The 26610-nt window shown below is 56.0% G+C and carries 20 protein-coding genes; 7 read left to right on the top strand and 13 right to left on the bottom strand.

Annotated elements, in window-relative coordinates; all coding sequences use genetic code 11:
• Window positions 1-203: 203 nt before the first annotated feature.
• From AC3IYG_RS23740 to AC3IYG_RS23770, 7 genes are all read right to left on the bottom strand, one after another.
• The gene (locus AC3IYG_RS23740; protein WP_489314340.1) at window positions 204-353 is read right to left on the bottom strand and encodes a hypothetical protein; all 150 of its coding nucleotides are present in this window, start codon (window positions 351-353) and stop codon (window positions 204-206) included.
• 835 nt (window positions 354-1188) lie between these two features.
• The gene (locus AC3IYG_RS23745; RefSeq protein WP_489314339.1) at window positions 1189-2571 is read right to left on the bottom strand and encodes a hypothetical protein; all 1383 of its coding nucleotides are present in this window, start codon (window positions 2569-2571) and stop codon (window positions 1189-1191) included.
• Between the two features lie 9 nt (window positions 2572-2580).
• Window positions 2581-3534, bottom strand: coding sequence for a ParA family protein (locus tag AC3IYG_RS23750; protein ID WP_489314338.1), 954 nt, complete (start codon window positions 3532-3534; stop codon window positions 2581-2583).
• A 368-nt stretch (window positions 3535-3902) separates the two neighbouring features.
• Window positions 3903-5318, bottom strand: a complete 1416-nt coding sequence (ltrA, locus tag AC3IYG_RS23755) for a group II intron reverse transcriptase/maturase (RefSeq protein ID WP_020308553.1) — start codon at window positions 5316-5318, stop codon at window positions 3903-3905.
• A gap of 470 nt (window positions 5319-5788) precedes the next feature.
• Window positions 5789-7675: a coiled-coil domain-containing protein gene (locus AC3IYG_RS23760; protein WP_489314337.1), complete on the bottom strand. Its 1887-nt coding sequence runs from the start codon at window positions 7673-7675 to the stop codon at window positions 5789-5791.
• A 65-nt stretch (window positions 7676-7740) separates the two neighbouring features.
• On the bottom strand, window positions 7741-8676 hold the full coding sequence (locus AC3IYG_RS23765; RefSeq protein WP_489314336.1) for a ParB/RepB/Spo0J family partition protein: 936 nt from the start codon (window positions 8674-8676) through the stop codon (window positions 7741-7743).
• 263 nt (window positions 8677-8939) lie between these two features.
• On the bottom strand, window positions 8940-9638 hold the full coding sequence (locus AC3IYG_RS23770; RefSeq protein ID WP_489314335.1) for a hypothetical protein: 699 nt from the start codon (window positions 9636-9638) through the stop codon (window positions 8940-8942).
• Between the two features lie 131 nt (window positions 9639-9769).
• Between AC3IYG_RS23770 and AC3IYG_RS23775 the strand changes: the two genes are divergently transcribed.
• Genes AC3IYG_RS23775 through AC3IYG_RS23800 form a run of 6 tightly spaced genes read left to right on the top strand, consistent with a single transcriptional unit; the run spans window position 9770 to window position 19892 of the window.
• Window positions 9770-10150, top strand: a complete 381-nt coding sequence (locus AC3IYG_RS23775; RefSeq protein WP_489332253.1) for a response regulator — start codon at window positions 9770-9772, stop codon at window positions 10148-10150.
• Window positions 10143-10643, top strand: a complete 501-nt coding sequence (locus tag AC3IYG_RS23780) for a hypothetical protein (protein WP_489314333.1) — start codon at window positions 10143-10145, stop codon at window positions 10641-10643. Before AC3IYG_RS23775 ends, AC3IYG_RS23780 begins: the two co-directional genes overlap by 8 nt.
• Window positions 10644-12632, top strand: coding sequence for a methyl-accepting chemotaxis protein (locus tag AC3IYG_RS23785; protein ID WP_489314332.1), 1989 nt, complete (start codon window positions 10644-10646; stop codon window positions 12630-12632). It abuts the gene before it with no gap.
• 8 nt (window positions 12633-12640) lie between these two features.
• Entirely contained in the window at window positions 12641-13423 is a 783-nt protein-coding gene (locus AC3IYG_RS23790; RefSeq protein WP_489314331.1) for a CheR family methyltransferase, read from the top strand.
• Window positions 13420-18966, top strand: a complete 5547-nt coding sequence (locus AC3IYG_RS23795; protein ID WP_489314330.1) for a hybrid sensor histidine kinase/response regulator — start codon at window positions 13420-13422, stop codon at window positions 18964-18966. Before AC3IYG_RS23790 ends, AC3IYG_RS23795 begins: the two co-directional genes overlap by 4 nt.
• Window positions 18963-19892: a chemotaxis protein CheB gene (locus AC3IYG_RS23800; protein ID WP_489314329.1), complete on the top strand. Its 930-nt coding sequence runs from the start codon at window positions 18963-18965 to the stop codon at window positions 19890-19892. The genes AC3IYG_RS23795 and AC3IYG_RS23800 overlap by 4 nt, the downstream gene beginning before the upstream one ends.
• Before the next feature lie 19 nt (window positions 19893-19911).
• Here the strand turns inward: AC3IYG_RS23800 and AC3IYG_RS23805 are convergent, their stop codons facing one another.
• On the bottom strand, window positions 19912-20193 hold the full coding sequence (locus AC3IYG_RS23805) for a hypothetical protein (protein WP_489314328.1): 282 nt from the start codon (window positions 20191-20193) through the stop codon (window positions 19912-19914).
• Between the two features lie 145 nt (window positions 20194-20338).
• Window positions 20339-21331 carry a hypothetical protein gene (locus AC3IYG_RS23810; protein ID WP_489314327.1) on the bottom strand — a complete coding sequence of 331 codons (993 nt, stop codon included), beginning with the start codon at window positions 21329-21331 and terminating at the stop codon, window positions 20339-20341.
• A gap of 440 nt (window positions 21332-21771) precedes the next feature.
• Here AC3IYG_RS23810 and AC3IYG_RS23815 point away from each other — a divergent pair, with 440 nt between their 5' ends.
• A complete protein-coding gene (locus AC3IYG_RS23815; RefSeq protein WP_489314326.1) occupies window positions 21772-21942 on the top strand; it encodes a hypothetical protein in 171 nt (56 codons plus the stop codon).
• 2 nt (window positions 21943-21944) lie between these two features.
• Here the strand turns inward: AC3IYG_RS23815 and AC3IYG_RS23820 are convergent, their stop codons facing one another.
• From AC3IYG_RS23820 to AC3IYG_RS23835, 4 genes are all read right to left on the bottom strand, one after another.
• Complete coding sequence (locus AC3IYG_RS23820; protein ID WP_489314325.1) at window positions 21945-23459, bottom strand: sigma-70 family RNA polymerase sigma factor; 1515 nt, start codon at window positions 23457-23459, stop codon at window positions 21945-21947.
• Window positions 23460-23619: 160 nt separating this feature from the next.
• Window positions 23620-24936, bottom strand: coding sequence for a hypothetical protein (locus AC3IYG_RS23825; protein WP_489314324.1), 1317 nt, complete (start codon window positions 24934-24936; stop codon window positions 23620-23622).
• Window positions 24933-25520 (bottom strand): hypothetical protein, encoded by a 588-nt coding sequence (locus AC3IYG_RS23830; protein ID WP_489314323.1) that lies wholly within the window; start codon window positions 25518-25520, stop codon window positions 24933-24935. The genes AC3IYG_RS23825 and AC3IYG_RS23830 overlap by 4 nt, the downstream gene beginning before the upstream one ends.
• Before the next feature lie 161 nt (window positions 25521-25681).
• Window positions 25682-26593, bottom strand: coding sequence for a hypothetical protein (locus AC3IYG_RS23835; protein ID WP_489314322.1), 912 nt, complete (start codon window positions 26591-26593; stop codon window positions 25682-25684).
• Between the last annotated feature and the right edge of the window lie 17 nt (window positions 26594-26610).

Raw genomic sequence — 26610 nt, forward strand, 5'->3', positions numbered from 1 at the left:
CATCCCCTAGGGGAAGTCTGCCCCTATGGGTTGGTGGTGTCGCTTTGTTAAAGATCGTTCCACGCTGAACGTGGTTTCCAGTCGTTGTTTCAAAGGCTTTGAAGCCCCATCCACGCATCCTGGACATACACCGAAAGCTTGACGCTAACGATGCCTACCTCTTAAAGCGAAAAACCCGAGTGCTCGGGTTTTTCTGGGGTACATCATGGGCTGTAAGGGCAATCCAAGTCATTTGCAGCATAGGCCGCACAACGAGACTGGTTGGCACCTGCAACCTCGTGGCGCGCATCATTGAAAGCAAAATAGCCAGCAAGAGCAGCGACACTTACGACGAGAAGCAGAGTACGTTTCATATCAAGTCACCTCATGAATCTTGGGAAGCGACCCTACAGCTGCCTATCGGCGACCAAGGGCGCCGATGGCGTTTACAAGCACGGGGCAAAAGCGTTTCCGCCAAAACCACAGTGCTCGCAACATTAAGCATTTCGTGTACATCTACAACATTTCGATCATCAGCGAGGATCGGAGCAAGCCCCTTTCAACACAAACGATCTGAGTGCATCCATCAAGCCAGCGTGCGAGACGCAGGCAAAAAGGGAGACACCGGGCGCAGCTATAGGCTCAAGCGAACTCAAACCGTAAAACTGCAATCCTGGTCTACCATCTGGCCAAAGCCTTCAAAATCGATCAGGACCGTAAGTCAAAAAAGACGTGGGAAACCCAAGCCTTCATCAACTGAAAGCCACTGCATCGAACCACTGGGAGGCGGACGAACCACACAAGAACCAAATAGGACGACACAGCTGTCACCTATAAGACCCAAGCAAGCTCAAGCCGTCTAAGTGACAACCCTCGATCAGAACCATCAAGCCGAAGCCATCAAAATCCAAAACCGAGAGCGGAATTGGAAGTTGAAGCCGAAGCTGTCTAGTCCCAATTCAGGTTGCCAACGCAAGCAAGGAAGACCATTGCAAGCATTAGCTCCCAGAACAATCGCGATGACGCAATGAGTTCTGAGGCGTGACCAAACTCTACGAATGACGTAAAGAAACAGGTCACATGGAGCAGTTACAGATTGGCTTCTCAGTGCGGTAGAGACAAGGCCGAAATGTCCCCAATTTGACAAAAAAAAGGGGAGCCATTGGCTCCCCCTGATTTCCGCGCATGCGCGGCTTGCGTGACTTGCGTTTACGAGTGATTGATCGAGACAAGCGCTATGTGCGCTAGCGGAACCTCAATGACTTCTTCACGACCTTCTTCGTTGAGGTAAGCGACAACTCCAGCACTGGTTGCCTTCGGCTTACGACTAACAAGCAGCTCGCCAGTGAACATAGTCTTCGCCTCTGCCCCCATCTTGAACTCGACCATAATGATCGGAGACGCAGCCGCCTGATTCGATGGCGATTCGTTCGTTTCCTGGGGCTGAGTGCTGCTTGCCGATTCGACTGTTTCAGCTCCAGCACCAGCGTTCGACGGCGGAACAGCAGTCTGGGTCTGTGGAACATTCGGAGCACCTGCCAGCTTCGCGCCGCCAGTCTGCTCGACACTCGCGGGCTCCTGGGAGCCATTCCCAGCACCTTCTTTAGCCGAAGCATCAGAACCAGTAGAGGCGCCCGCCAGCTGCGAGCCTTGTCCTGCCGCTTGCTCTGCCGCACCTACGACTACTTGAGGGGGCGCTATGGCAGGATTTGGCTTCGCAGGAGGCTGAGAGCCTTGCTTCTCAACAACCCCCACAACGCTGTCAGGCCAAACCCAAGCTTCGGGATTGAACTTGTAGCTTTCATCTTCTGCCAGGACTCGCGCCTGCCGAATGAGTGAGCGATTGTTTGGGGCGCCTGGGACTTTCAAGCTTTCGAAGATGGCGGACGCCAGTTCCTCATTGAGCTTGCAGATGGCGTCAAACGTAACCATCGTGTCCAGATCGCTTAGCAGGTGGCTATGGCAAACCTCTTTAGCTACCGGGTGGAACTCGGCAGCCTTGAGTAGGTTGTAGACCGTTTTCTCGCGAAGGTCATAAACCTGCATCAGCTCTTTCTGAGAAACGTGGCGCTTTTCTTCCAGGCCAAGTTCACGCTGGTAGTCGAGCAATGCCTGCCCAAACTCGACAGGGTTCAGGTCAACCTTGGCGGTGTTTTCGTGAATTTGGCAACGCAGGCGATAAGCGCGGCCACGCTTGAGCCAGTCAACGTCAATAACTGCCGAAACCTTGCGTGGCTTAGGCCCGATGTTAGGATGATCAGCAGTTGTCAGCCGGCAGCTCAGCGTTCGGCGATGCCCATAAGCAATACCGTACTTCATCGCCGGTTTAGCGGGATCAAGCTTTTCAGGCGGCAGCGGATAGACGCGGATTGGCTGGAGCTGTTCCGCTCCATCCATAGTCAGGCGAAGCGCGATCAAGCCTTCAATGCTGTCATCCACCACTTGACCGTTTCGAATGTTCTCAGCCGAGTCGTAGAGGATTTCAGTGGTCGGATCAAGGTGGACTACCTTGTCCTTCTGGATGCCGATAGTGCCTGCATTCAGTGCAGCTGCGGAGCTGTCGCCCAGCTTCCCGAAATTACGTACTTTCATACCCCCCCCTTATACCGCTTTGGCCTCAGCCGCGATTTTGGCGCGTACTGCTCGGCTCACTTCATTGAAAAACGCGATTCGCTCAGCCTGGATTTCAGGAATACGCGCTGCCATTTCGCCATATGCTTGGCGAGTCTCATGACTGGTGGAGCGCTCGCTACCGCTTTGGCGCAGATGCCAAACCGGAATACCTTGGCGCTGCGCACGACTGAAAGGCTTCGTTTGGCGAATCGGGGTCGGGATAAGAGCCGGCCCGATACGGGAGGCCAGGTTCTTGTACTGCTGCGCAGTGTCTGCTGTGCCGTCAAGAACCAGCTGATTGATCAGAATGCCGGTCAGGCTCAGCTCAGCATCAAGCATTAGGCCGATGTTCTGGATACTGCTGATCACACCCTCCAGGGCGGAGTCGGCGAACGTATCCACCAGAACGGGCGCAAAGATGTAGTCAGCCGATGCACATGCCGCAGTGGTGCGTACACCCGGCGCTGGCGGCGTGTCGCAGAGAATGAAGTCGTAGTCCTGAGCGATAGTGGTGATGTTGTTGAAAAACACCTCCGCAACGCTGATGGGCCGGCTATCGATTTCATTCAGTTCGTGACAGTTGCGCGGAGTAGCCAGAACCTCGATGCCGCTCGGATGAGTCAAGGGCTGGAAGTTATCGCAGGCACCTTGTTCGAACAGAGCCAGAGCCGGCGTGTGGACGTACTGGGTCAACACACTCTGATCGAAGAACAGCTCAGTAAAGTTGCCCTGCCCGTCCAGATCAACCGCCAGAACGCGATAGCCCAGCTCGTTCAGGTAGTGAGCGAAGTTGAAAGAGGTGCTGGTTTTGCCAACGCCGCCTTTTTGGTTAGTGATGGCAATGACCTTGCTGAGCCGATGCTCAGGAGGGGTCAGTGCGGCCTGAATCACTGCCGCGAGCTTGGCCAACGCTGGTTTCTTGGTTTTGGATTGAGTAGTCATAGCCTATCTCCTAATAGTGCCGACGACTACTTTAACCGCTAGAGGCGGCTTTTCAAGCAATTTTACGCAATTTTCCGCGCAATGCGGAAGAATCAAATATGACTTGTCCCACTCCAAAACCTTACAACCCACACACCACTAGGCTTTAGGTGATTAGAGTCGGCTTAAATTATTTTCGACCACATCGCTCCAGCCGGGCATAAACCCCATAAATTCCCGCGCAATGCGTTTAAATGATGCCGCCTGCGCCCGTCACGGTGATGTTTAATTTCCGCGCATGCGCGGGATCAGGATCGAGTAGGAGGCGGATTTACATCCGCCGTCCTCTCACACCACCGTACGTACGGTTCCGTATACGGCGGTTCAGACTATGCGGCTAAGCCGTTTATCGTATCCAGTATCGAGACCAACCCAAGTCGATCCCACAGCCTCTTCGGCAGCACCTGATTCACATGAGGCGCCCCCGAGTTCCACCATGGGCCGCGACCATTGAATGCTGACTTACAGGCCCGTGCTTCGTTGAGTCCCAGGCGCATCAGGTTGCGCGCCCTCGTAGAGGGCAGCTTCCATTGGCGCCAAATAACACAACGAAGTTTGTGACGCACCCAGCCGTCCAGCTCCTCAAGTGGCCGCTTGCTCTGACTTAGCTTGAAATAGCCTGCCCAACCACGCAGCACGGGATTTATTCGCTCAATGACGTTCGCCATCTTGCAGCCCCGCGCTCCACGCAGCAGCTCTCTGAGCCGGTCGCGCAAGCGACCCAAACTCATCGTCGCCACTCTCAGCCTCGGCCGTTGATGCCAGCTCATTCCATAGCCCAGATAGTCACAGACCCACGACCTTGCCACCCGGCTCTTTTCCCGATTCAGCGTCAGTTTCAGACGCCGGTTCAGAAAGCGCTCGACACTGGCCATCACGCGTTCGCCAGCTCGCCGACTACGCACATAGATGTTCGCGTCATCGGCATAGCGCACGAAGAGATGGCCCCGCCGTTCCAACTCACGGTCGAGTTCGTTGAGCAGGATGTTCGACAGCAACGGCGAGAGCGGGCCGCCTTGCGGCGTCCCTTCCTGCCGTCGGCCGACAAGCCCGCCCGACATCGCCCCCGCTTCGAGGTAACGGCGGATCAGCCTGAGTGCTCGCTTATCTTCAACATGGCGCTCTATATGGACCATCAGCACGTCGTGGTTAACTCGATCAAAGAATTTCTCAAGATCAAGTTCCACGCACCAGCGGTGACCCGCCGCCACATGGGCACGGGCTGTTTCGATGGCTTGGTGAGCGCTTCGGCCCGGACGAAAACCATAGCTGTAGTCCGAGAACCGCGGGTCGAAGATCGGCGTGAGCTGTTGCAGCAACGCTTGTTGGATCAGGCGATCCACGACGCAGGGAATACCCAGTTGTCTTGTCCCGCCTTTGGGCTTGGGGATGTCGACGGCGCGTACACCTTGCGGGTGATACTCACCGGCCAGCAGCCTTGCCTTTAGCGTCGGCCAATACTGTTTCACGTAGCCCGCCAAGTCGGCGACCGTCATGCCATCGGCACCCGGCGCGCCCTTGTTGCTGACCACGCGGTGATACGCACGCTTAAGGTTGGCGGGTGCCAGCACCCGCTCCATCAGCGTGTCCGACTCCGCGTTCGTCCACGCCACAGACGCCGTCGATGTCTGCGCACTGCCAGCCGTCGCCCGCGGATTCTGTCCGGAACTAGGGGTCACAGTTCTCCCTCGGAGAAATTTCTGCTTTTCGACATTCGACGAGACTCTGACGCCTACTGGCGGCATAACCTGTTCGGCCCTTGGTGGCGTGGTCACTCGCCACTTACTACGGCTTCGGCTGACTTCTACACGCTCATCCCGGCGCCTCGCGGCGCTCGGTAGCACAGTGGCAAACGTGCAGATCTCCCAGGGTAATTCGCGCGACCTTCCTGCTTATGCCTGTCGGATCTACGTCGTAGCGTTCCGTGCAAGTATCGGGCTTTGACGATTTGCGCCGTCTTACCCCGCTACGCCGCCTAATCCGCTTCCTGTTCGTCAGGCCAGCATTTTGCCTCGGGCTTCCTTCAGATTCGCAGTCACCCGCGACACCCTTGCCTCCGGCTAACACTTCCCCTTGCCGGGTGTGTAGAGGACTTTCACCTCCAAGTCACCAGCGTGGCCACCACAGCCAAGCTGGTTGCGCTTACGCGCAACGCGCCATGCCTGGCGCACGCAAAAAAAACCGCCCTTTGGGCGGCTTTTCCGAGCATTGAGCATTACAGGTCCCGCTCGACGATCTGTGCATTTGTCGTGTTGGTAGTCTTGTTCAAAAACGCAACGCGCCCAGCAGCTTGATCCTTGCTGGTGTACTTGCCCATGAAAAGCAGATGCTGGCCAAGCTGTTCGGAGTATTGGTAGTTGAAGTCAGTTATGCCATAGGCCCGGAGATACTCCATGAATTTATCTGCACTGCCCTTCTCAGCATATCGATAGATGACCGAGTAGGTTGTAGCGGTTGGCGCTATGATCAATGGCTTGAGGTCGCCACCGGCCATGACGCCAGAGGCAATGACAACATCCTCCACATTGCTCAATACAGGTCCTGGCTTTCGAGGTTCGAAAGTAGAAGCAACGACAAGCGGAGCAACCTCTCGCACCAGGGGCTTGCTTTCAGGAGCAGCCTTAGCAACGACTTGGGGCTTCTCGATAGTCTTTGCTTTTGCCAGAAGCTCACCAGTAGATCGATCCTGCTTCACAGCAAACGCCTCGGGCTTATCACCATACGAGCCCGAGTAGACAGCTCGATTTGTCAGTACAGGGGCAACAACCGAAGCCTTGGCAATTTCAGTCTTGATAGTCAGCTCCGCAAGCTTGCTTCTGGCATCGTTATTGATCTGGGTTTTCTTAGCCGCAAGCTCCGCCCGAATAGCATTCTCAGAAACCGCTTTCTCTATTCGCGCTGTTGACTCTAAACCCACCGAAGGCCGACCGTTTAGGTCTGCGGTCAACCGGCTTGCGATTACCTCAAGATCGCGCCCAAGCTCCGCTTCGATTTCCGCAAGCCGAATAGCCTTTTGCGAAAGCAGGCCAGCCTTTGCCTGTTGAAGCTCTGCCTCAAGTCGTTGCGACTCCTGGGAAAGACTGAGATCAGCACCACCAGCAGCGCCGATTACGGGCGCGTTAATCAGGCTCTGCTCAACTTCTGCGAGCTGCTGTCCCTGAGCATTGAGCAGGTCCAGGTGAGACTGCTTCATCGCAATCTGAGACTCGAATGACGACTCAATGCTTGCAAGTCGCCCCTGAGCGGCATTGATCTGCGCACTAAGTCTTGCGATTTCGTCCAGCACCGGCTGGGCTGCCGCCTGCTTTTCGACCTTGAGCTGCAACAGCGCCGCCTCTGTCTCAGAAACGTCATCCTTCACGCGACGCTTAGCATCGGCGTTGGCCAACGCCACCTTGATTCGTTGTGCCTGGGTTTCTTGGGATACGGCTTGATTACTTGCTGCGGCCCTTTGCTTTGCGGATGAAATGCGAGACTGGTAGTCATGCTCAAGCCGGGAAATGTCCCGCACCGAGTCTGCCTCAGCCTGTGCCTTTTTCCGCTGCGCCTCAGCCTTAGCCTTCTCGACCTCTAATTCGCTGCGAAGGCGAGCCTTGTCTGACTCACTCTGCGCATCCTGGATTGAGGCCGTGTACTTCTGGTCAAGCTCAACCAGCCGCCGATTTGCCTCCAGCTCGGCCTCCAGCAGTACGCGGTCGCGGTCGTTCTCGATCAGGGCCTGATTTACTGCCTGCCCCGCAGACTCTTGGGCTATGCGTGTTTGGGACTCATGAGTCGCAGTTGCAAAATCGTTCATCCGAGCGGCTTCACTGTCGCTCGCCTGGAGCTTGCCAGCGCCGACCTCTAGTTGGCTAACGCCGATAGAGGACTCAAGTGCCCGGCGCTTTTGTTCAAGCGTGTCCAGATCATGCTCAAGGGCTTTTACCTTGCGCATGTACAGCATTTGCTGTTCGGTATAACGCTGACTCCCAAGGGAATCGAGCATCCTGTCGTCATATTGCGACTGAGGCTGAATCAGTGCGACCTCTGGCGCCGTGCTGGAAGCACAGCCGCTAAGCAGGATCGAGCTGGCTAGTATCGTGAGGGCAAATTTGCTTCGCATGTGAATCTCAAGTTGGCGAGCTATCTCTAAGTTGATAATGCGCAGCGAAAACCCCTGATCTGCTTCTACATCTGCTCTGTGTTGACACCAAGCCTGTCCAGAATCCCTTGGAACTCGTCAGCAGACCCTGCGTGCAACCCCAGCTGCCAACCGCCAGCCTGGGTTTTGACAATCACACAGGGGTAGCCCGTCTGCTCAGAAACCAGTTCCCGAAGCCTCTGAACATCCACGTCACCACTTCCAACGTCAGCAGGCTTAGCGACCCTTCGCTGGGCCTTCAACTTTGATACCTCGTCAGCGATGCGCTTTGAGGACCATCGCTTTTGAACAGCTTCTCTGGCGATGTTCGTTTGCAAGCCGGGCGAAGTGATGCTGCAAAGTGGTCGCGCCTGCGCATAGCTCAAGCGCTCGTCGCCGAGCATGTCGCGCACTGCGAGGGGCAGGCTCAATAGTCGCGTGTAGCTCGTAACGTGAGTCCGGGACTTGCCAATGTCGTCAGCAACGTCCTGGTGAGTCATGCCAGTTAGGAGCAGCTGGTTATAGGATTCGGCTTCTTCGATAGGGTTGATGCCCTCGCGCTGGATATTGTCTACAGCGCTTAGATATATAGCCTGAGCGTCAGAGAAGTCTCCAATGCAGCAAAGTAGTGTCGGCATCGCAACCAACTGCGCAGCCCGCCAGCGCCTCTCGCCCCCAATAATCTCGAAGCCCTCCATGTGCTTTAGGGGCCGGACGATGACGGGCGTGATGTTGGTTCCGGTAGTCTCAATGCTGGCCGCAAGCTCTTTAAGCCCCCGATCCTTGAAGTTGCGGCGCGTCTGGAACATGCCAGGGCGAAGCAACTCAACTGGAAGATGTTTGAAGGTTTGAGGCACGGCGCGAATGTCGAAGCGATCTGCCTCAAGGACTTTCACGCGAGCAACTGCGGATACCGGCTGCATTGAATTTGCACGCCGCGCACGCTTCGCGGGTGCTGCCGGCTGCCGGTCTGGGGTGCGCATATGAGCCGATCCTTCATTGAGTTCATGCGCCATCAAAAGACTGAGCGCTTAGGTCAAACCAACTCCGCTACCTGTCAGTGCAAGGCCTGAGCCCCTGATTGACTAGGGCTCGCAGAGAGCAGCAGGGGTGAAAATTGCTTGCCGCATGTTACGCGCGTGACCAAGCTTTGGTGCGCGTGACATGTTACGCATAGGGCAAGTGTAACGCCTTTTACGCAGTTTTCTCGCCAACCTGTATTAGTAAAACCTGCCGAGAAGCACGATCACGCCTGCGGCAGTCTTTGCATCGATTGCGCCAGCTCCATCGTTGAGTCCGACACCATCCCCCAAGGCCTGGGTGAAGGCCTTAGCACAAGCACCAGCCCGTTGTTAGGCTGGCGGAACGTATAGGCGATGGGCTGGGCGATGTATTCGCGACTATCGTCTGGTATGAACTTGACCCGAACTAAAGCATCAACGACTGGCTTGCACGCAGCCACGACACTCTCCACATCCAAGCAGTTGCCCTCCCCCGTCGCATAGACTTCCTCCAGAATCAGCGGGAAGGCTCGCTGCTGATTCTCCTTCCAGCGGTCATAAACCTGCATGTTGAGGATCATCAGGGCCTCAATTCGCTTTATCCATGTCGCCTTGAGCTTGCTTTGCTTGGCGTTGTGCATCCGCAATGCCACGTTCTGGTTCAGCAGCTCCGCCCCAGGCAGCAATATCGCGAGGGTATTACTCGCCTCGTCGTAATGAAGGCTGTCACGCCGAGAGTCCTGATTGTTAAGGGCCACCCTGCCGGCCCTCAAGGTAGCTGCCGATGGCTGCTTCTTCTGCGGCGCACAGTCAGTTTGGTTCTCTTGCGCTGCGGGCTTGATCGCTATTGAGCCGGCTGGGACGGCCTTTGATCTTCTGGCTTCCTGCTCGGCAATACGTACGAGCAGTTTCGGGTCTTTGGCAATTGCCCATCTGTTGGCCATAGCGCCTCCTGGTTATGACTTGCCCAGGAGGATAACGGCGAGAAAAAAATACACGCCCCAGAAGGAAAAGCTGCCGATTCGTGGCCTTTAGCTCCCCACTTGCAAGTAAATGGTGGAGCGAATCTAGACCCATGAGACTTCAAAGAATCTGCTTAGTAGACGACGCGAGGGCGATGCAGACCCTTGCCAACAGGGTGCTGGTTCAGCAGCTGGGGAAAGAATTGGTAGTGGCATCGAACGGCTTCGAGGCCCTGGACGTGATCAACACGACCGAGCCTGACGCATGCTTCATTGATGTCGATATGCCTGAACTGAACGGCCTGCAACTGGTGAGCATCATCAGAGCAAACCCGAAGTTCGAGAAAATGCCTATCGCCATGCTTTCGAGCGCCGCGAGCATCTTTGACCATCAAAAGGGCCTAATCGCGGGTGCTGACCGCTACCTGACAAAACCCTTCTCCAAAGACAGCATCGAAGCAGCCCTGGCAGAAATGGAGGGCATGTATGACTAGCGCCGCCGAAAAGGATCAGCGCCTTGCGGCATTCCTGCTGGGGGAAACACATTGCTTGTGCGCAACCTCCAACCTCGACGCGGTGACTCCGACACCGGCCAATGCCTTGATCATCCCTGGCACTAAGCCCTACTTCACCGGCAATGCAAAGATCGGTCGCGACCTCGTTTCGTACTTCAACTTGCCATCGTTCTTGGGCCTGAACAGCAATGCCCAGCAGGAAGCGCACGACGACAAGCCGACAACTCTCATTCTGCGCGACCCCCTTTCGAGCAGCGTATACGGACTGCAAACGGACGGAATCATTGCATTCATCCCGGCTGCGGAACTTGAAGACGCAGCCCGAGAAGACTTGGCCATCCCGGCCAAGCTGACGCCGTACTGCGTCGGCGTTGTCTCCGCAAGATCGAGACTGTGGGCACTCATCCACCTCGACAACATCATCCGCGATCCGAATTTTCGCTCCGTCGAATTACCAGTCCAGAGGCCTTAAATGAGCAAGAATCTCCTGATCCCATCGTGCATCGCAGCCATTGCGCTGTCTGGAGGCCTCGCCGCATTCAGTGCATTCCAGTACACCAGCGGTGTAAACGCAGATCGGTTTTACTCGGCGCAAGCGAGCACCCTGCAAAACTCGGCATTGAACTCGATCACCCTCTCCATGCGGGCATCTACGGATGCAAGCTACGTTGGCCAGTTGCAGCAACTTGCCGAGCAAGTGAACTCGACGGTGAGCACCCTTCGCCAAGGAAGCCCTAACGCAAGCATCCCTCCCCTTCCGGGTCCTGGAGAGGCAAGCCTGGGTCGATTCGAAGATGCCTGGGGCCGGGCGCTTGCAGCCATTGAGCAGATTTCCGCTTCTCGCGGCAGCAACAGCGCATTTGAGCGTCAGGCAGCAGAATCGACTCAGCTGGCTTCAAGCCTGATCACAGAAGCCTCTGACGCACTTATCGCGCTGGAAGCAAGTCCAGCAGTGGACCAACGAGTCAAGCAGGCCCTTGAAAAGGCAAAGGCTGCTGTAGTTGAGGGCGTTGAGGTGCTGGCCAATACGACCACGCCGAACTCTGACAACCTGGGTCTGGCTTTGGATGCGAGCAAGAACTACGTGGCAACGCTTGCAAGCATCGGCAGAGCCATCCCACGGGACGCAAACCTTACCAACCCGCTCCTGAAAAGCTACAAGACGGCGCAGGCCCTTTCCCGCTCGACGCTCAGATCAATCGAAGCCTCCAGTGGAACCGTGGATAACGCACCCCACATTCGGGCTATCTGGGCTGAACGCGAGAACATCGATGCAGCGATCAACGGGATGCAGAGCGCCATTGCTTCCCAGCACAAATCGCGGCTTATCTCGCCACTGATCCTGCTCAGCTCGATTGGTGCCGCCCTGCTGATCGTGCTCGGCGGGATCACTCTTATCCTGCGGGAATCGCGCTCACATACACAGCAAGCACAATCTCTGGCCAACAACATTCAGTCCTCACAGAAAGAGCGCTCGCAAGAGCTTCGACTGCTGATTGACGAAATGGAGGAAGTCGGAAGCGGCGACCTGACAGTTGCGTTCAGCGAAGGCAACGCATCGACGAATGAAATCGCCTCGACACTGAACACCGTTTTCCCGAAGTTCCGGGAAATCGTAAAGGACGTGCAACAAACAATCGTGAGCCTGTCGGCTGCATCCGAGCAAACCCTGAGCATGGCGCGGAATACCGAGCGGAGCAGAAACGAGCAGGTACAGGCCATCCAGCACATCGCCAAACTGGTAGATGAGCTGAACAGCTTTACCAAGCAGCTCGACGGCGTAATCAAGAACACTCGCGAGTCTTCTATCGCGGTGAGCACCCAGATCAACACCGGCTCCACCGCAGTTCAGGAAGTACACGAAGGGGTTGTGAAACTCTCGCAGTCCAACCTGAACATCATGCACCACGCCAAGGCGATGACCGAGAACATCCAGACCCTGGAGCACCTTGTGGATGTGGTGCGGCGCGTAGCAAACCAAGCGGCGACCGTCGCTTACAACGCCCACCTTGTTGCCGACGCCATCACCGATGACGACCTTTCCAAGCGCATCCGCATCAGCGCAGAGGCAATGACCAACCTCACGAACAACGCCTCCGAAGCTGCCGAGCAGATCGCTACGAACCTGCAAGCGATCAACGTCGCGGCAAAGGACACCCAGTACGTGCTGGATGAGAGCCAGACAGACATTAAGGCGCTGACCCGCATGTCCTCGAACGCTCTGAAAGCAATGACCGCTATCAGCGACCAAACAAGTCAGCTTGTGGAAGGGATCATCAGCGTTGCCGGGAAGACAGCTGACCTCAATCAGCGCTCCGAAGAAGTAGCCGACACGATGGAGCAAATCCACCACTACGCCTCTGACCACAGCTCCGCGAGCGAGCAGACCGCAACCGCTATCAGCAACCTGAACGCCCAAGCTCAGCGGGTGGGCTCGACGCTTTCCCACTTCAAGGTCTAGGAACTGTAATGGCCGAAGCTATTGCTGCACTCGACGATCAGCAAGCGTGGGTAGACCTCCTATACACGCGATTCAAGATTGAGGTTGCGCAGGATCGCCAGCCCGCGCTTTTCCGCGCCCTGGAATCATACGCCTCCACGATCAACGAGACAGTCGAGTCGCTACTGCTGCGAGCGAATCGACGGCAGCTGCCCCAGGCTTGCTGGGCTCAGATTATCCATCTGGCGACTAATCACGAAACCCGGTTCTACCGGAATCCGTCTGTGATTGAGCTAGTTGCGAACCTTGCCAGGGAGTTTCCGAGGCCACGCATCCTGTCAGTTGGGTGCTCGACCGGGGAGGAACCTTACTCCATGGCAGTTGAGCTGGGCGTGCAAGGCTTCGCCAACTTTCACATCCACGGAACTGACGTGTCAGAGCCCTGCATCCAGACAGCCAAGGCAGGAATCTACAAGGTCAACGAATCCATCCCGGATAAGTACGCACCACGTACCGAAGCCGGCAAAGCGATGCGCTTCGTCGGATGGCTGAAAGAGTTCGTTACGTTCGACCAGCACAACATCCTAGGTGAGCGACCAATCAACTTCGCGTCGCCGAACATCATCGTTACGCAGCACATGCTGATCTATTACCGAGCCAAGACGCGTTATCGAATCCTCGACACGCTGTCTTGCATGCTTGCTGATGGGGGATACCTCATCACAGCGTCAGCCGAAGAAGCCCAGTGGAAGGCAGAGGGGTTTGAACGCCTCAACTCCCTTCCCGCAACTGTTTTTAGGAAGAAGCCATGAACCCTGTAAAAATTGCACATCTGTCGTGGGTGCGCAGCCCGATTGAAAAGTACATCGAGCGCTGCAAGCAGGCCATGGTCAACATCACTAGCATGCGTGACCGGATCAATACTCCGCCGACCGGCGCCGAGCCGATATGGTTTGCCAATCAGAACGAGAAGCTGGAAAAGAGCCAGGAGGAACTGAACAGCCTTTTGTCAGGCATAGCCTCTGCTCTTTCGGTAATCAACAGCAGTGGTGGTTACGCCCTTGCGAACGAAGCTAGGACGCTGGCTAGCGTGGTTCTTGCTTCCAAGGATTCGTCCACCCAGGACAAGGCCCTGCTGGCCATCCAGAACGCTCTCCAGGTCCTGCCCGGCTACATCAGCATGGTCATTGAAGGGGCGCACGATTCTCCTGGTGTTCTCCTGAACTACATCAACGAGCTTCGGTCGATCCGGGAAGTACCCGCTATCAGCGACGACTCTGCCCTAACCGTAAACCTCAACTTCGGGTACAAAAGCCCTCCCCTTCATGAAAGCGACTGCGACCTCGCAGAGCGCGAACGTGTGTTCAAGAAAGCTGCCGCCCAGTTCTGCCCCCTTTACGCGCAGGCGATGAAAGATTCGGGAGAGTCCGCATGGGCCGAAATGCGCGACCACCTGAGAGCACTACAGCGGGTCACGAATGACCCCGAGCTGGGGTGCTATTGGTGGGTGGGCGAAGCCATCATCGACGTAATCATTGCCGATGGTTGCTACATCACTCCGGTAATGACTACCGCGCTTCGCGTCGTAATGGTCGCAACGCAGCGCCTTCCCCAAGGCGAGAGCGCGGCCAAGCAGGCGCTAAGCCCGGCAAAGTTCGCGTCTTTGCTGAACGCCCTCTCCATCAGCCGCAAGCTGACTTCTACTGCTGCGGAGGTGGTCAAACACTTCGACGTTAAGGAAAACGTTGAGGAAGATCGAATCGCCCAGCTGCGCCAGCAGTTGGCGACTCAGAGCGTCCAGAGCATTACTGACGTACTGACCGAGATAAAGCCGCGCCTTGAATCCGCCATGATCGCCTTTGGGCGGGCTGTAAACGCCAAGCACCCAGAAGGTTTCGCCGTACAGAACCAAGCCTTCGATCAGGCGATGCGCACCATCGCCAACATCTTCGGCATCTTCAATGAGTCGGAGCTATCCGAGGTCAGCTTCTATCTGGCCGATGCCGTAAAAGGCATCAAAGGCCCATCCGAGTTCACGCCAGAAGTCATCAACACCGTCAAAAGCCAAATCCTGTTCTTGGACTCCAGGCTCACGCACATGCGCCGCAACGAAGCGGCGGACCAGCTCCAAATCGAGAATGTGACGGCTGACGTGATTGAGCGAATCGCGACCGAAACGACCGCTGAACTCAAGAAGGTGAGCCATATCATTGCTACCCACGTCGATAGCGGCGTGGGCTCCGATAAATTGCTTACAGCTCTTGCCTCGCTTCGAGAGCTGGCTAGCGTTTACGAGTTTGCTGGTTCATTGGCCATCGCCAAAATTCTTGCGGCAATCGTCAACGTCATCAGCGAAGAAGTGCGCGGCAGCGTGCTCATCGAGTCGGATAGACTGACTCTCGCTGCTCGCGCACTCGTCGCACTCGAAATGTACCTCCAGTACATCACTTCAAAATTGCAACCGCCGGCCAACCTGATCGAGGCAGCAAACGACGCAGTGCGCGAGCTTGGCCAGGACGCGAGCGATTTCCGCATTGTCAGCCACAGTGATCTTGAGGCCAAATTCGAGGCTAGCAGCATCGAAGATGACGGCCTGGATGCTCTCCTGCGTGAAATCTTTGAGCTGCGCCCATATATCGAGGAACTGCAAAAGGAGCCCTCGGCACATGCGCACGTCCAGCTGGACCAATACGCTACGGCCTGCTTGCGCCTAAGCGCAGCAGCGATGATCAAGAACGAGAAGAAGCTGGCGGACCTTTGCCGGAACGCTTCCGAGCTGGCAAAAATCATCCCTGGCCGGGTAGATGACCCATCGTTTGACTCGAAGGCGGCTGTATCCACTCTTGCTCGCGCCAGCGAAACCATTCTCCGCTGCATGGACGACTACTCAGCAAAAGGCAAAGTGAACCTTTTCTTGATCGATGCTATTCGCGAAGTGGCAACGATCATCGGGCAAGCGCCGGCTGCAAATGAGCATCCAACAGAAAGCCCTGCCGAGCCGGCTGTTGAGGCTCCGGTAGAAAAAGCGCCCGAGTACCCGGAAGGTTATGACCCGCAGCTACAGGCGTTGTTTGCCGAGGAATTCGCAGAGCAGCTTTCGAAACTGCGTGAGTACCTGGGCAGGAGCGATCTTCTCGTCACGGAAGCCGAGTGCCGGGCAATCCACAACATCCACGGCTGCTCGGGCTCGGCATCGTGCCACCCTGTCAGCACCCTGTTCGACGTTCTTGAAGCCCGCTTTTACGCGCTCAAAGCGAATGATGACTCTCTCACTGCTGAACAGGCTGAAACCCTGTCTGCCCTGCTTGATGAAGTTGAGCAATATCAGATCGGCTTCCCATGGGAACCACACACCTCTGAGCTTCCAAACTGGCTCGAAGCTGCCGGCTCGCTTGTGGGTGCTCTGAATGCCGAGGAAGCCCACCAGGAGGTCAGCCACGAACAGGTTGCGATGACCAGCACTGCCGAAGAATTCGCCGCCCATGAATCCACGCCTGTGCATGAGCCTGCTGGGCAAGAAGTGGTTGTTGCTGCTGAGCCTGAAATCCCAGAAACCCCCCAGATCAATACCCTGGCCCAAGTCGCTATCGTTATCAGCTCTGAGCCAGACTATGACTTGGAAATGTACGACCTGTACCTCACCGATGCCGACGATGTAATCCCAGAGCTACAGCGAAATATCTCAGCCTGGATGGCTGACATGGCGGACAAAGAAATTACGGTCAACATCCGCCGCAATATGCACACGCTCAAGGGCGCTGCGGCGATCATCAACGCCGTTGCCATCCGCAGCCTGACTCACCACATGGAGTCCCTATTTGACTCCATGGCGTCCGGTGCAATGACTGCTGACAAAAACTGCGCCGACCTCACAAACTTCGTTCTAAACGAACTTATCACCATGAGCGACGCCGTTCGCAATCGTGAGGCCTATCGCACCATTCCGACACTCATTGAGTTGGTTGAAGACGCATGCGATATGTGCCGAGTCGATGGGGATAAGCTCGCAGCCCTGATTCAGGGGACTTACGGCGCTCCAAATGCAGGCAGCGCCTCGACAGCACCAGCAGAGCAGGCTGCGCCAGTAGAGCCCGCTCAACCTCAAGCTGAGGCTGCTGAAACAGTCGTGCCCGAGCCTGTACGGGAAGTATCAGCAGAGCCGTCCAGCCAGCCGGAAGCTTCGGACGAAGCTATTGGCGAAGACGATTCTGACTATGAAGACTCATCCGACACAGGTCGGGGAAGTCGCCGTGGATACCGTGGTGCTCGGGGTCGCGCCTATGGCGAACGTCAGCGCAACTACGAGAATAAGATGGCGAAGAAGGCGCCAGTTGCAGACGGCATTGTCTTCGATGCGTCTTTCAATCCCGGCGAACCCGAGTACACCGACACCACCACCGTCAACAAGGAAGTCTGCACGCAAGTCCAGGCACTGCTCCAGCGTGCAGCGGAAAGTGACCGCGAGGCAATCCGAGTCAAGAAGAAGTCGGTAAAAGGTTCTGAGAAGATCAAGGTCGAACTCCAGCTGCTCGACAACTCGGTAAAGCTGTCCAACGAACTCAAAGCGTCCTCTTACCGCCAGAACACCCTGCATCGCGAGTTGCAGCTGTCCGTTGTTGCTCTGCGTGAAAAGCTGTCGCTGATGCTGATGCACCTGAACAAAACCACCGTGCAACTTCGGCACTTCAACAACATCGGCAACCCCGGCGCTCAACATTCGTCCGTGCAAAGCAGCAACAATGACGAGCGGCTGTACCTGGAGCGGTTCAACCACCTCTCTCACAGCCACACGCAGTCGATCCTACAGATCGAGCAGATGCTGCAAGACGCCCAGGACATGATTACCCAGTCCAACCTGCTTGATAGCGCTTTCGGCTACCAAGGCGAGGTCGTGGCCAGCTTGCAGCGTGACCTTCTGCTTTCTCGGCTGGTGATGTTTGACAACGAGAAACCGAGCCTGAACGGCGCCCTTGCCGGGGCTCTACAGTTGAGCCAGAAGAAAGCAGAGCTGGAGGTCTTGGGGACCGACACACGCATCGACCGACAGCTGCTCGAATCGATCCGCGACCCTCTCCGCCATGTCGTAAACAACGCAGTCGCTCACGGCATTGAGTCCGAGGCAGAACGCTTGAAGGCCGGCAAACCAGCAGTGGGCAAGATCAGGGTGAAGGCTAGCCGCCGAGCCAAGTCATTGATCGTTGAGGTTAGCGACGATGGGCGCGGCATTGACCCGAAGGCTATCCACAAAAAGGCATTGAGCCTTGGCCTTGTAAAGCCAGAGGATCAACTGACGGAGCAGGAAATCATCCACCTCATTTCTGAGCAGGGTTTCTCGACAGCGAAATCCGTCAGCGAGCTTTCTGGTCGAGGCGTTGGGATGGACATTGTTCGCACGCGCATTGCGAGTCTTGGCGGCCACCTTCACATCGAGTCCACGCTCGGCAAGGGAACGACAATCTCTCTGGAGCTGCCACTGACCGTAGGTTCTAATCGAGCACTTGTATGCCGCATCAGTGATCAGTGGTTCGCGATCCCCACATTCAACATGGTTCAGGTTCTGGATCATCCCACTACCGAGCTTCTTGCGATCAAAGCAAAGCCGGGGCAAGCCTCCATCAACTACGAGGGCAAGACATTCGATGTTGTACACCTCGCCGACCTCATGGCGGTGCCTGACCTCAAACTGAACAGCGCACAGGCTCCAAGTCACACCTGTCTGGTACTGGTTGAACAGAGCGGTACACGACTCGCAATCGAGGTAGAAAGCGGTGTTTCTATGCCAGAGATTCACGTCACCAAGTTCGAAGGCATCTTGAGTAGCGTGAAAGGCATTATTGGCAGCACCGAGATTCACGATGGCACGCCAGCCCTAGTGCTTGATGTGATCGAGCTGGCCCGCCTGAACCTGAAAATGACTGACGCAGGTTACAAGGCCAAGCTGTTCCGCATCCGCAGAGTGAAGCGCGAGGCGCGGCCTCTTGTGCTCATTGTTGACGACAGCAGCAGTTACCAGAAACTCCTGACTCGCCACTTCCAAACCCTAGGCTGGGAAGTGGCATCAGCTCATAACGGGCAAGATGCGCTGGACAAGTTACCGACCCTCAGCACCCCGTCTCTGTTTGTCGTGGATGTTGAAATGCCTCGCATGAACGGCCTGGAGTTGACAGAGAAGCTTCGGGCGATAAAGCACTTTGACGGGACCCCAATCATCATGCTCACCACCCGCGCCCAACTGGAGGAAGAAGCACTCAAGCTCGGAGTGAATCGCTTCCTGCCTAAACCATACGACGCGACAGTGCTCAATGAAGCGATTCGCGCTGTGTGCCCCGATCAACAAACCGCAGGTGCCGCATGAGAATTGGTATTGCGTCGAAGAATGGCACACAGGCCGGCATCATTGCCGAGCTGCTGCAACCGATTGTTAGCGAGGTAGTTGTCTATGATGACGCCGCGATGGACTGCGGCGAGTTCATGCTGAGCAACGCCCACGTCATGATCATCGATTACTCCGTGGACTCAATCATGGAGAAAGAGTGCGTCATGGAAATGATCAGCCGCGATGAGCCAAAAGTGATCCTGACGGAGAAACAGCTCTACCCGCTACAGCATGATGAGCGACTGGCTTGGCGCAAAAAAATCGTCAACGAGATAGTCCGCGTACTTCCTGACTTGGCCTCCGAAATCAACACCTCGAAGGAAACAACTCAGGTTCATGACGTGTGGGTTATTGGATCAAGCTCCGGTGGTCCAGATGCGCTGAATACGTTCTTGTCAGCCCTGCCCCGCCTTCCCATTTCGCTCATCATCGTCCAACACATCGGAAGCGATAGTGGCTCTGCATCCCTCCAGAAGGTGCTGAGCAGCCGCCAGGATCGCTGGGGTATTGAAATTGGCGGTGACGGGATGCAATTGCATCCTGGATGCGCGTACATCGTCCCGCGTGACACCGTAATGTCGATTGAGGGCAGTCGGATGACCACCAGGAACTTCCAGCTGCCCAACCAGCCTAGCCCGTCTATCAACGCCACTTTGCGGTCCATCAGGCGCACCTCTACCGGCGAAGTGGGCGTGATCATTCTTACTGGCCTGGGGGATGACGGGACTGCGGCCCTAAAAGAAATCAAGCACAAGACCATCATGGTTCTTGCGCAGGACGCCGCTGAGTGCGCCGCTCGCTCCATGCCTGATTCTGCGAGACAGGCAGGCGTAGTTGACGAGAGCCACGCTGCTGCCGGTTTAGCTAAGCGCCTCGCGAAATGCTACGGGGTTGGGGTGGTGTGACAAGGGGCGCCCCTTAACCTTAACCATCCAGTAGATTTTCTATGGCTCGGGCCTGATCGAGGATGCACTGATCGAGCATGCCCCCTAGGACGTTGGCGACTACGGGATACTCTGAGAGAACCAGTTCTCTTATGAAGTCTGCCCGGTCGCCAGGAGCCGAAGGGAAATCCACCACCTTGAACCTCACCCTGCTTAGGGTGCTGACCCCAAGTTTCGAGGTAACTATCAGGTCCTCATCATCGACAATCGTAGCGAACTGCCTGAGCGTAGGGCCTGTGATTATCTGGATGCTGCTGGTCATATAAACCTCCCTCAATGGTTTATTGATGATCCACGCCAAAATCGTGTGTCATCGAGGGAGTACGTTTTTCCGCGCATGCGCGGAAAATTGATCTGCACCGAGGGAATTGGGAGGCAAGAAAACCCGCGCATGCGCGGGTTATTTCTCAGGAGCAGGGGTTTTCCGGCTCGCAGAAACCGAATATTTCGTCGTAGGTTTTGCAGCAAACAACAGGCAACCACCACACAAACGTGTAGATGTGGCTGAAATTTACGTTGTGAAGACGGATATATGTGTCGAGTGCATAGCTACCGGCCCCAAACCCCACGGTCGCGTCAGGCGATGTTTGCTGGAGCTTACCAACCGCAATGGCGGTATCGAACGGCAATGACCCCAATGCCTTCCGTGCGATGTGCAACGCACGATACGCTGCAATACCAGCGGCAATGACAGGGTTGTCATTCGCAGTAGCCATTTGGCGCGGATAGAGAGGACCCCATTTGGTGCCGATGCAGCGTTCGAAACCAAACATATTTGATATTGCACTGCCTATGGATGAGCACTCGACCTCTGTGGGGGTGATCATCAGCCAATCTCGACAGCCTGTATTCCAAGCTGGATCGCTTTCGGTCGTGTAGAGCAGCTTAGGGAAACAGTCCGGCAGTGCATCGTTCATTTGCTCCGTTGCCTCCGCAACGATCTTGTCCGTAGCTGCGGAGCACAATCCAGAACCACCCATGATGCTGGTGTCGCTGGTCTTTGCGGCATCAACACCGCACATCTTGCATCCCTGCCCAGCCATAGCGATGTTGACTGCCCAATCAGGGACTTCCCAGAGTCGAACGTGCATGCTGGTGTAGTCGTTGTTGTCCACACCAGCAGAAAGCGGCCCGCCGACCGACTGCCCGATGGCTGTATCACCGCCACCTTTTATCACCTCGCACAGAACGACGGGTTGGTAGTGGGAAACAATCATGTAGTCCTGGCAGTAGTAGCAGCAGGAGCTGAAAACCTTGTACTCCAAGGTCGCTGGATCGATGCTTAGAAGCTGAGCGATGTTGGCGCCTTGCGCCCTCGCCTTGGGAGACACAACGCCTAAACCCATGGCGCTCGCAGCTAATGCTGCCGCTGACAACTTGTTAAAGCGGCGGCGTGTCATTGGTAGGACTTCTATCACCTGGAATTCCTCTGAGGCCTATGTCTTAGAGTGCTACCCCCAATGACCCTGAACTGCATGCAGTTCGGCGGAAGCGGCGCAGCAATCAAGATAAAGTTGGGCTACATCAACTTCTGAGGTTTCCCGTGGGTACTCAATTCTTCGGCCTTTTGTGCCTCCTTTTCGGTATGGCTGCATTCTTCGGTCTGTGGTTGCTGTCGATAAAGAACAGGTCCAAGACCATTGAGTCGGACGAACCAAGCGCAGCGCCTCAAGGGCCGTCTAATGGACCGCTCGCAGGTAGGGGTTACTCGCTATCCCCGGTAGAGCAGAAAGCCGTCAGCAGCGGCGCCAGAGAAGCGCGTGAGGCAAAGCTAGCCACAAACCCAGAGCAAACCAAAACTCTAGCGCCAGCGCCTGTGGAGCCAGACCAAGGCCACGCCATGGAAGATGATGACCCAATGGCAAAAACTCACCTTGAGATTGCCAGCCAGTTTTTCAGCATGGGCGATTTCGAAGGCGCCGCCGAAATGTGCCAACTGGTAATCGACAACCAAGAGGCATCCAAGGGCCAGAAAACTAGCGCAAATCAACTCAAGATGGAGTGCGCCTAAGCTCACTCCATGAGGTCCCAAACCTCCTTTAGCTCGGCAATGTCTGCCAGCTTGGCCTGAGCTTTCTTCTCCATACGGCTGATGTTCTGCGGGGAGGTATCGAGCATCTGCGCCAGCTCTGCAACCGGAATAACCTGGGCGCCAGCCAGGCCCGTGCGATGGGCAAGAACGAAGAAATCTCGCTCACTCAAAGCCTCACGAATTAGCCCGACGATATAGGCCGCATCACTTTCTTCTTCCAGCTCGGCAACGAAGTCATTGTTCTGGTCAGCGATGAAGCTGTGCATGCCTGCATCGTCGCCTTCCGAGGTTGCCAGGGTATCCATAGACATTGCGCCGTTGCCAAGCAGATACGGACGCAATCCTTCCAGCTCAAAATGATTGATACCAGCAGCCTTGCATACATACTCATCGCTTGCGTTGGGGAGGTCTGCGTATACAACACGAACACGCCCAAGCATTTTGTGGCTGCCTTCCGGCAGACGGATCAGCTCTTGCTGGATCAGCCCACGAATGATCGTTTGCTTGATCCAGGTGACCGCATAAGTAGAAAACTTCATACCCTTCTCGGGAGCATAGAGACTGATAGCGCGGGTAAGACCCTGGTACGCAGCAGAGCGGACCTGATCAAAGTCCGACGCGAATCGATGCTCACGCGCAACCTTCTCAGCCAACCCGGCGTTGATCATCGCGAACGCACCGGAGAGGCGATCAATTCGCTGATAGAGCCTGTGGAAGGTTGACCAGCTGCCAAGCAGCTCGATCACTGGGACACCTGTTGCAAGAGCTACTTTCGCAATGCGCTGCTGCCGCTCAAGTACCCCCAGTCGGAATTCGCGCTTTGCTTTCAGGGGCATGATCGATTGCACGTAGCGGTTCGAACCAAAGCAGATCGCGGGGAGCTTGTTTGACAGCCAGAACTGCTCACACAGATGCTGCACGGTGGCTCGGCTCAAGTGCATTTCAGTTGCAAGAAACATCACCAAGTCGCGACATGCGGCGCTCAGGTCCGCGCAACGGGACTTAAAGGTATTGATTGCTTTAGCAAGGATCGCGTCATACGGGACAAGCCGCCCAAGCTCCTTGCGAAGGGAGTCCAGAGCTTCGACGTAGAACAGATCGCGCTCGCCTCCTTCTAGTGAGTCCATCGCTACGAGGCATTGACGCACAGCCACAATGCGCTCGCGGGCAATCTTCGAGAACTCTGCTCCTGGGATAGAACCCTGACGAATCCAAAGGCCGTTGACGTTGACCAGGGCCACAGCCTTTTCTGCCTTATTCTCCTTGGTGAAGGCGCCTTCCATTTCACTGAGCAGGACAGACACCACCTCCCGATCACAAGCGAGGGCCTGAATCTGATCGAGGGTCAACTGGAAAACGGTGAAGCCGAAGGCCTGCTCCTGCTCCAAAGTGAGGCGAATGCCAGCGCGTGGCGTTACGGGGAAATCGGGCAGATTCGCCGGCACGACAAAACCGACTGGCTGAGCGATCTGTTTCAGATTGGCTTGCGAACTCATGGCCTGCTCCCTTGGAAGCTGAATTTGATGGATTCATCTTCATGGGCAAAACCGTGTGTCATCGCAGGCCGGTGAAAAAAACACACCAGCTAGCTGATCAAAAACCAACCAACCGAGCTAAGGGCAGGTGGCACTTGAGCTTGGCAAAGTTATCCACTGCTTAATCCATAGATTTAGTGGATAAGTGACCGTCATGAACAACACCTGGAGCCACCATCAGGATCGACGCAAAGGCCTTTTGCTTGTCGATTCGCACTGATGATTTCTGGAGAAACTTGACCGCCCCCCAGATAGCTTGGCGCTCAATCACTGGATTCTCGATCTGTCTCGCCAGCACAGCCAAGGTCAAGTACGCCTCCAGCCGAGCTTCATCGCTTCGGAAGTCATAAAAGTCTTGCGGGGCTGGGTAGCTGCCTCGACTAACCTCCACTGCCATCCTTACGAGGTTTCCATCGTCCTTTGAAAGCTGAGAGCCACGCTTCGCCGCTTCGCGAACAATGGCACCAGCATCACCACTCATGCCTGCCATCGAGTAACAGCTCGCCACGTAGGCCAGCATTGAGAAGGGCCTGGAAGGGCTCTGTACCGTATTGAGAAGTTCCTGCCGAAGGGCCTTTGCTCGCTCAAGATCGCCAATCTTCAACAGGCCGGGCAGCTTTACAATTAGGGCCGTCTCATATTGCTCACGATCCAGGTCGTAAAGCGCGTTGAGGGCAGCGCCCAGCTGCGCATCAGTCATGCGCCGCGAATAGAGGGTAAGCAATGCTGTGAGCGTTTTAGCGCGAAGTTCGGGATCGCCAATGGTCAAAGCTTTCTCAACCTGCGTACCGATGACTACCCCATCACCAAGGTCGAGTAGAGCACCAGCTTTGTGATATTCAGTCACCTGCTCGCTGGGTTTGTAGCCAGCCGCATAGTTGGCGTTTGCGCCAATGGCCTCCACGCCAAAACCCATGATCGGAATCGATCCGTGATCAATATCGGCTGGCAGCTCAACACTCTCAGCATCAGAGCCAGTTTTTTTGGACTGCTCTTGATCCTTCAACGTTGCCGAATCGCCCTCCACACCCACTTCACTGTTGCCGGGTAGGTTGCTTGCCTGGATCGAAGGGGTTAAATCAGAGCCAGATTCGTCTGGGATTAAACACATGGCCAGCTCTTGTTCATCACTGCCGGGAGCTTGCGCATCAGAACCCACAGCCGCATCGATAGGCGCCTTTGGAACATCTGCTTCTGCTTCTGCGGCGGCAGCGGCAGCGGCAGCGGCAGCGGCAGCGGCAGCGGCAGCGGCAGCGGCAGTTGCCTCATAGTGCGCGTGCTCGGCATAGGCCCTCAAGCACGCAGCGTCAAAACTTGAACCGCAAAAAGCCCCTACAGGAGCGGTTATCCATGCTGGATTAGGAGTAGAGCAGCCGGACAGGAGCGCTAGAGAAACCGGCAGCAAGCGGCCTGTCGCGCCCCGCATAAGCGATTTCATGGCTTGGGCTGGATGGGGGTTACTTTCATGCCACTATCACGCAGCATCGCAACCACGGCCTGTGTAAGTGCCGACCCACCCTCCCCTGCAAAGTTAAAGACGTGCGTACATCGAAGCCGGATGCTCTCGGCAATCGCCTGATCACTCAGCGAGGCGCTGAACAGAGAGAACGGATGGCCGTTCTTCCGTGCGTATGCCGAAACACCCATTGCACTGGCGTCATCCTCAAGCGCTAACAGACACTGCGGGGCGCGCTTTGCGAAGATAACCCCAAGACATGTCGATATGTAATCCAGGTCGGAGCAGGCCCCAAGGAATGCCACCTTCAACTTATCCTGCGGAGCCTGAATGTCACCGATGAACTCCCCCATGGCCACGGCAGCCTCATTGCTGAATGAGCAATTGGCGATGGAGAGGTTTGAGGCATTGGCAATCAACTGGCCATAGTGCTCTCGATTGGAGAGCGCCTGCATAAAGATGCCCGCGTAAATCAAAGGCTGGCGCAAGCCATCCCACTCGGGCCTATCTCCACCCGTGAAGCCGACACCATCGACCTCAAGCCTGAACAGTTCGGGGTCATCCAAGTTCAGAAGATACCTCCGATAGTGGTCATCCACCCCCGCAAGTCTCTCAGAGTGAATGAAGTGCGCGAGGGACAGATAACGCTCCTGCCTCCCGGTCATAGGATCGATGTACCCCGTGAAGGGCATATGATCAAAAGGGTCAAACGTTGTTGCTGGGCTCATTACAGACCTGTCGTTTGTAACCAGTGTTGTGCCGCAGCCCGCATTCCCAGCGGGTAGCCTGGGGTGCCAACCACATTCGCGCAGTATTCCTTGATGGCCTGCAAGCGGGGCTGCCCCCCACGGCCTACAAGGCGACTCGCGCAGTGTGCGAGCCATTCCTGCAATTCATCCTCTCTTAATAGTGCAGGGGCGCAGCGCCTGATCAGCCGCATACCTAGTGCCGTGATGCGCGCATCGTTCGCCTGGGTCAACAGCCGCTCCCAATCGGAAGGCCCGTGACGATGAAGACTGTCCAGCAGGGCTATATCAGGGCCTAGGTACTCAGCGCCATAGAGCTGATAGTCCGGGTCCGCAACCAAGCTCGCATCTGAGGCACCAGAAACCTCCATGAGGGCCAGACTGAGGTCTGGCTGGCTCTGGAGCAGCGCCAAGCGCGACTTGATCACTGATGGGGCGATGCCGAGGCGTGAAGCTGTGTAGCGATCTACAACGCCCAGAGGGCTTACGAACGGAACCCGATTGAGATTGACCCTGACTACCGGCTTATCTGGCTCGCCGGCTCCTGAACGAATGAACCGAGCGACCGATACCCCACCATCGTCGATCAACTCTGTCAGATCGCACTGGAGGTCAACCATGTACACGATATTTCGGTACTGGGGGTCCGTCCCGATAGCCAGGAAAATCCCGAACTGCGTTGGACTCATAAGCTGTTCGTGGCAGACAAACACGGGCTTGAGCAATGCAAGGCTCTCGACCTGACCATCAACAAGACCGCATAGGGTGGCGATTTGCCCTGGAGACGAGTGGGCAATAGCGTGCGCTAAAAGGGTTGGATTGGCCTCGGCTATTGCTCTCGCAAACTCCATCACGCTTCCAGCACGCGACTCAGCTGCATAGGTGGAAAGCACGAAAGCTCTCCGCCTCT

This window comes from Pseudomonas sp. KH_027, from assembly GCF_057838565.1.

What these genes read in the sequence shown, in the direction of transcription:
- AC3IYG_RS23740 (WP_489314340.1), bottom strand. Translation starts at nt 353, where the DNA reads ATGAAACGTACTCTGCTTCTCGTCGTAAGTGTCGCTGCTCTTGCTGGC.
- AC3IYG_RS23805 (WP_489314328.1), bottom strand. Translation starts at nt 20,193, where the DNA reads ATGACCAGCAGCATCCAGATAATCACAGGCCCTACGCTCAGGCAGTTC.
- AC3IYG_RS23790 (WP_489314331.1), top strand. Translation starts at nt 12,641, where the DNA reads ATGGCCGAAGCTATTGCTGCACTCGACGATCAGCAAGCGTGGGTAGAC.
- AC3IYG_RS23800 (WP_489314329.1), top strand. Translation starts at nt 18,963, where the DNA reads ATGAGAATTGGTATTGCGTCGAAGAATGGCACACAGGCCGGCATCATT.
- AC3IYG_RS23770 (WP_489314335.1), bottom strand. Translation starts at nt 9,638, where the DNA reads ATGGCCAACAGATGGGCAATTGCCAAAGACCCGAAACTGCTCGTACGT.
- AC3IYG_RS23810 (WP_489314327.1), bottom strand. Translation starts at nt 21,331, where the DNA reads ATGACACGCCGCCGCTTTAACAAGTTGTCAGCGGCAGCATTAGCTGCG.
- AC3IYG_RS23825 (WP_489314324.1), bottom strand. Translation starts at nt 24,936, where the DNA reads ATGAAATCGCTTATGCGGGGCGCGACAGGCCGCTTGCTGCCGGTTTCT.
- AC3IYG_RS23765 (WP_489314336.1), bottom strand. Translation starts at nt 8,676, where the DNA reads ATGCGCACCCCAGACCGGCAGCCGGCAGCACCCGCGAAGCGTGCGCGG.
- AC3IYG_RS23780 (WP_489314333.1), top strand. Translation starts at nt 10,143, where the DNA reads ATGACTAGCGCCGCCGAAAAGGATCAGCGCCTTGCGGCATTCCTGCTG.
- AC3IYG_RS23750 (WP_489314338.1), bottom strand. Translation starts at nt 3,534, where the DNA reads ATGACTACTCAATCCAAAACCAAGAAACCAGCGTTGGCCAAGCTCGCG.
- AC3IYG_RS23820 (WP_489314325.1), bottom strand. Translation starts at nt 23,459, where the DNA reads ATGAGTTCGCAAGCCAATCTGAAACAGATCGCTCAGCCAGTCGGTTTT.
- AC3IYG_RS23785 (WP_489314332.1), top strand. Translation starts at nt 10,644, where the DNA reads ATGAGCAAGAATCTCCTGATCCCATCGTGCATCGCAGCCATTGCGCTG.
- AC3IYG_RS23815 (WP_489314326.1), top strand. Translation starts at nt 21,772, where the DNA reads ATGGAAGATGATGACCCAATGGCAAAAACTCACCTTGAGATTGCCAGC.
- AC3IYG_RS23760 (WP_489314337.1), bottom strand. Translation starts at nt 7,675, where the DNA reads ATGCGAAGCAAATTTGCCCTCACGATACTAGCCAGCTCGATCCTGCTT.
- AC3IYG_RS23775 (WP_489332253.1), top strand. Translation starts at nt 9,770, where the DNA reads ATGAGACTTCAAAGAATCTGCTTAGTAGACGACGCGAGGGCGATGCAG.
- AC3IYG_RS23795 (WP_489314330.1), top strand. Translation starts at nt 13,420, where the DNA reads ATGAACCCTGTAAAAATTGCACATCTGTCGTGGGTGCGCAGCCCGATT.
- ltrA (WP_020308553.1), bottom strand. Translation starts at nt 5,318, where the DNA reads ATGCCGCCAGTAGGCGTCAGAGTCTCGTCGAATGTCGAAAAGCAGAAA.
- AC3IYG_RS23745 (WP_489314339.1), bottom strand. Translation starts at nt 2,571, where the DNA reads ATGAAAGTACGTAATTTCGGGAAGCTGGGCGACAGCTCCGCAGCTGCA.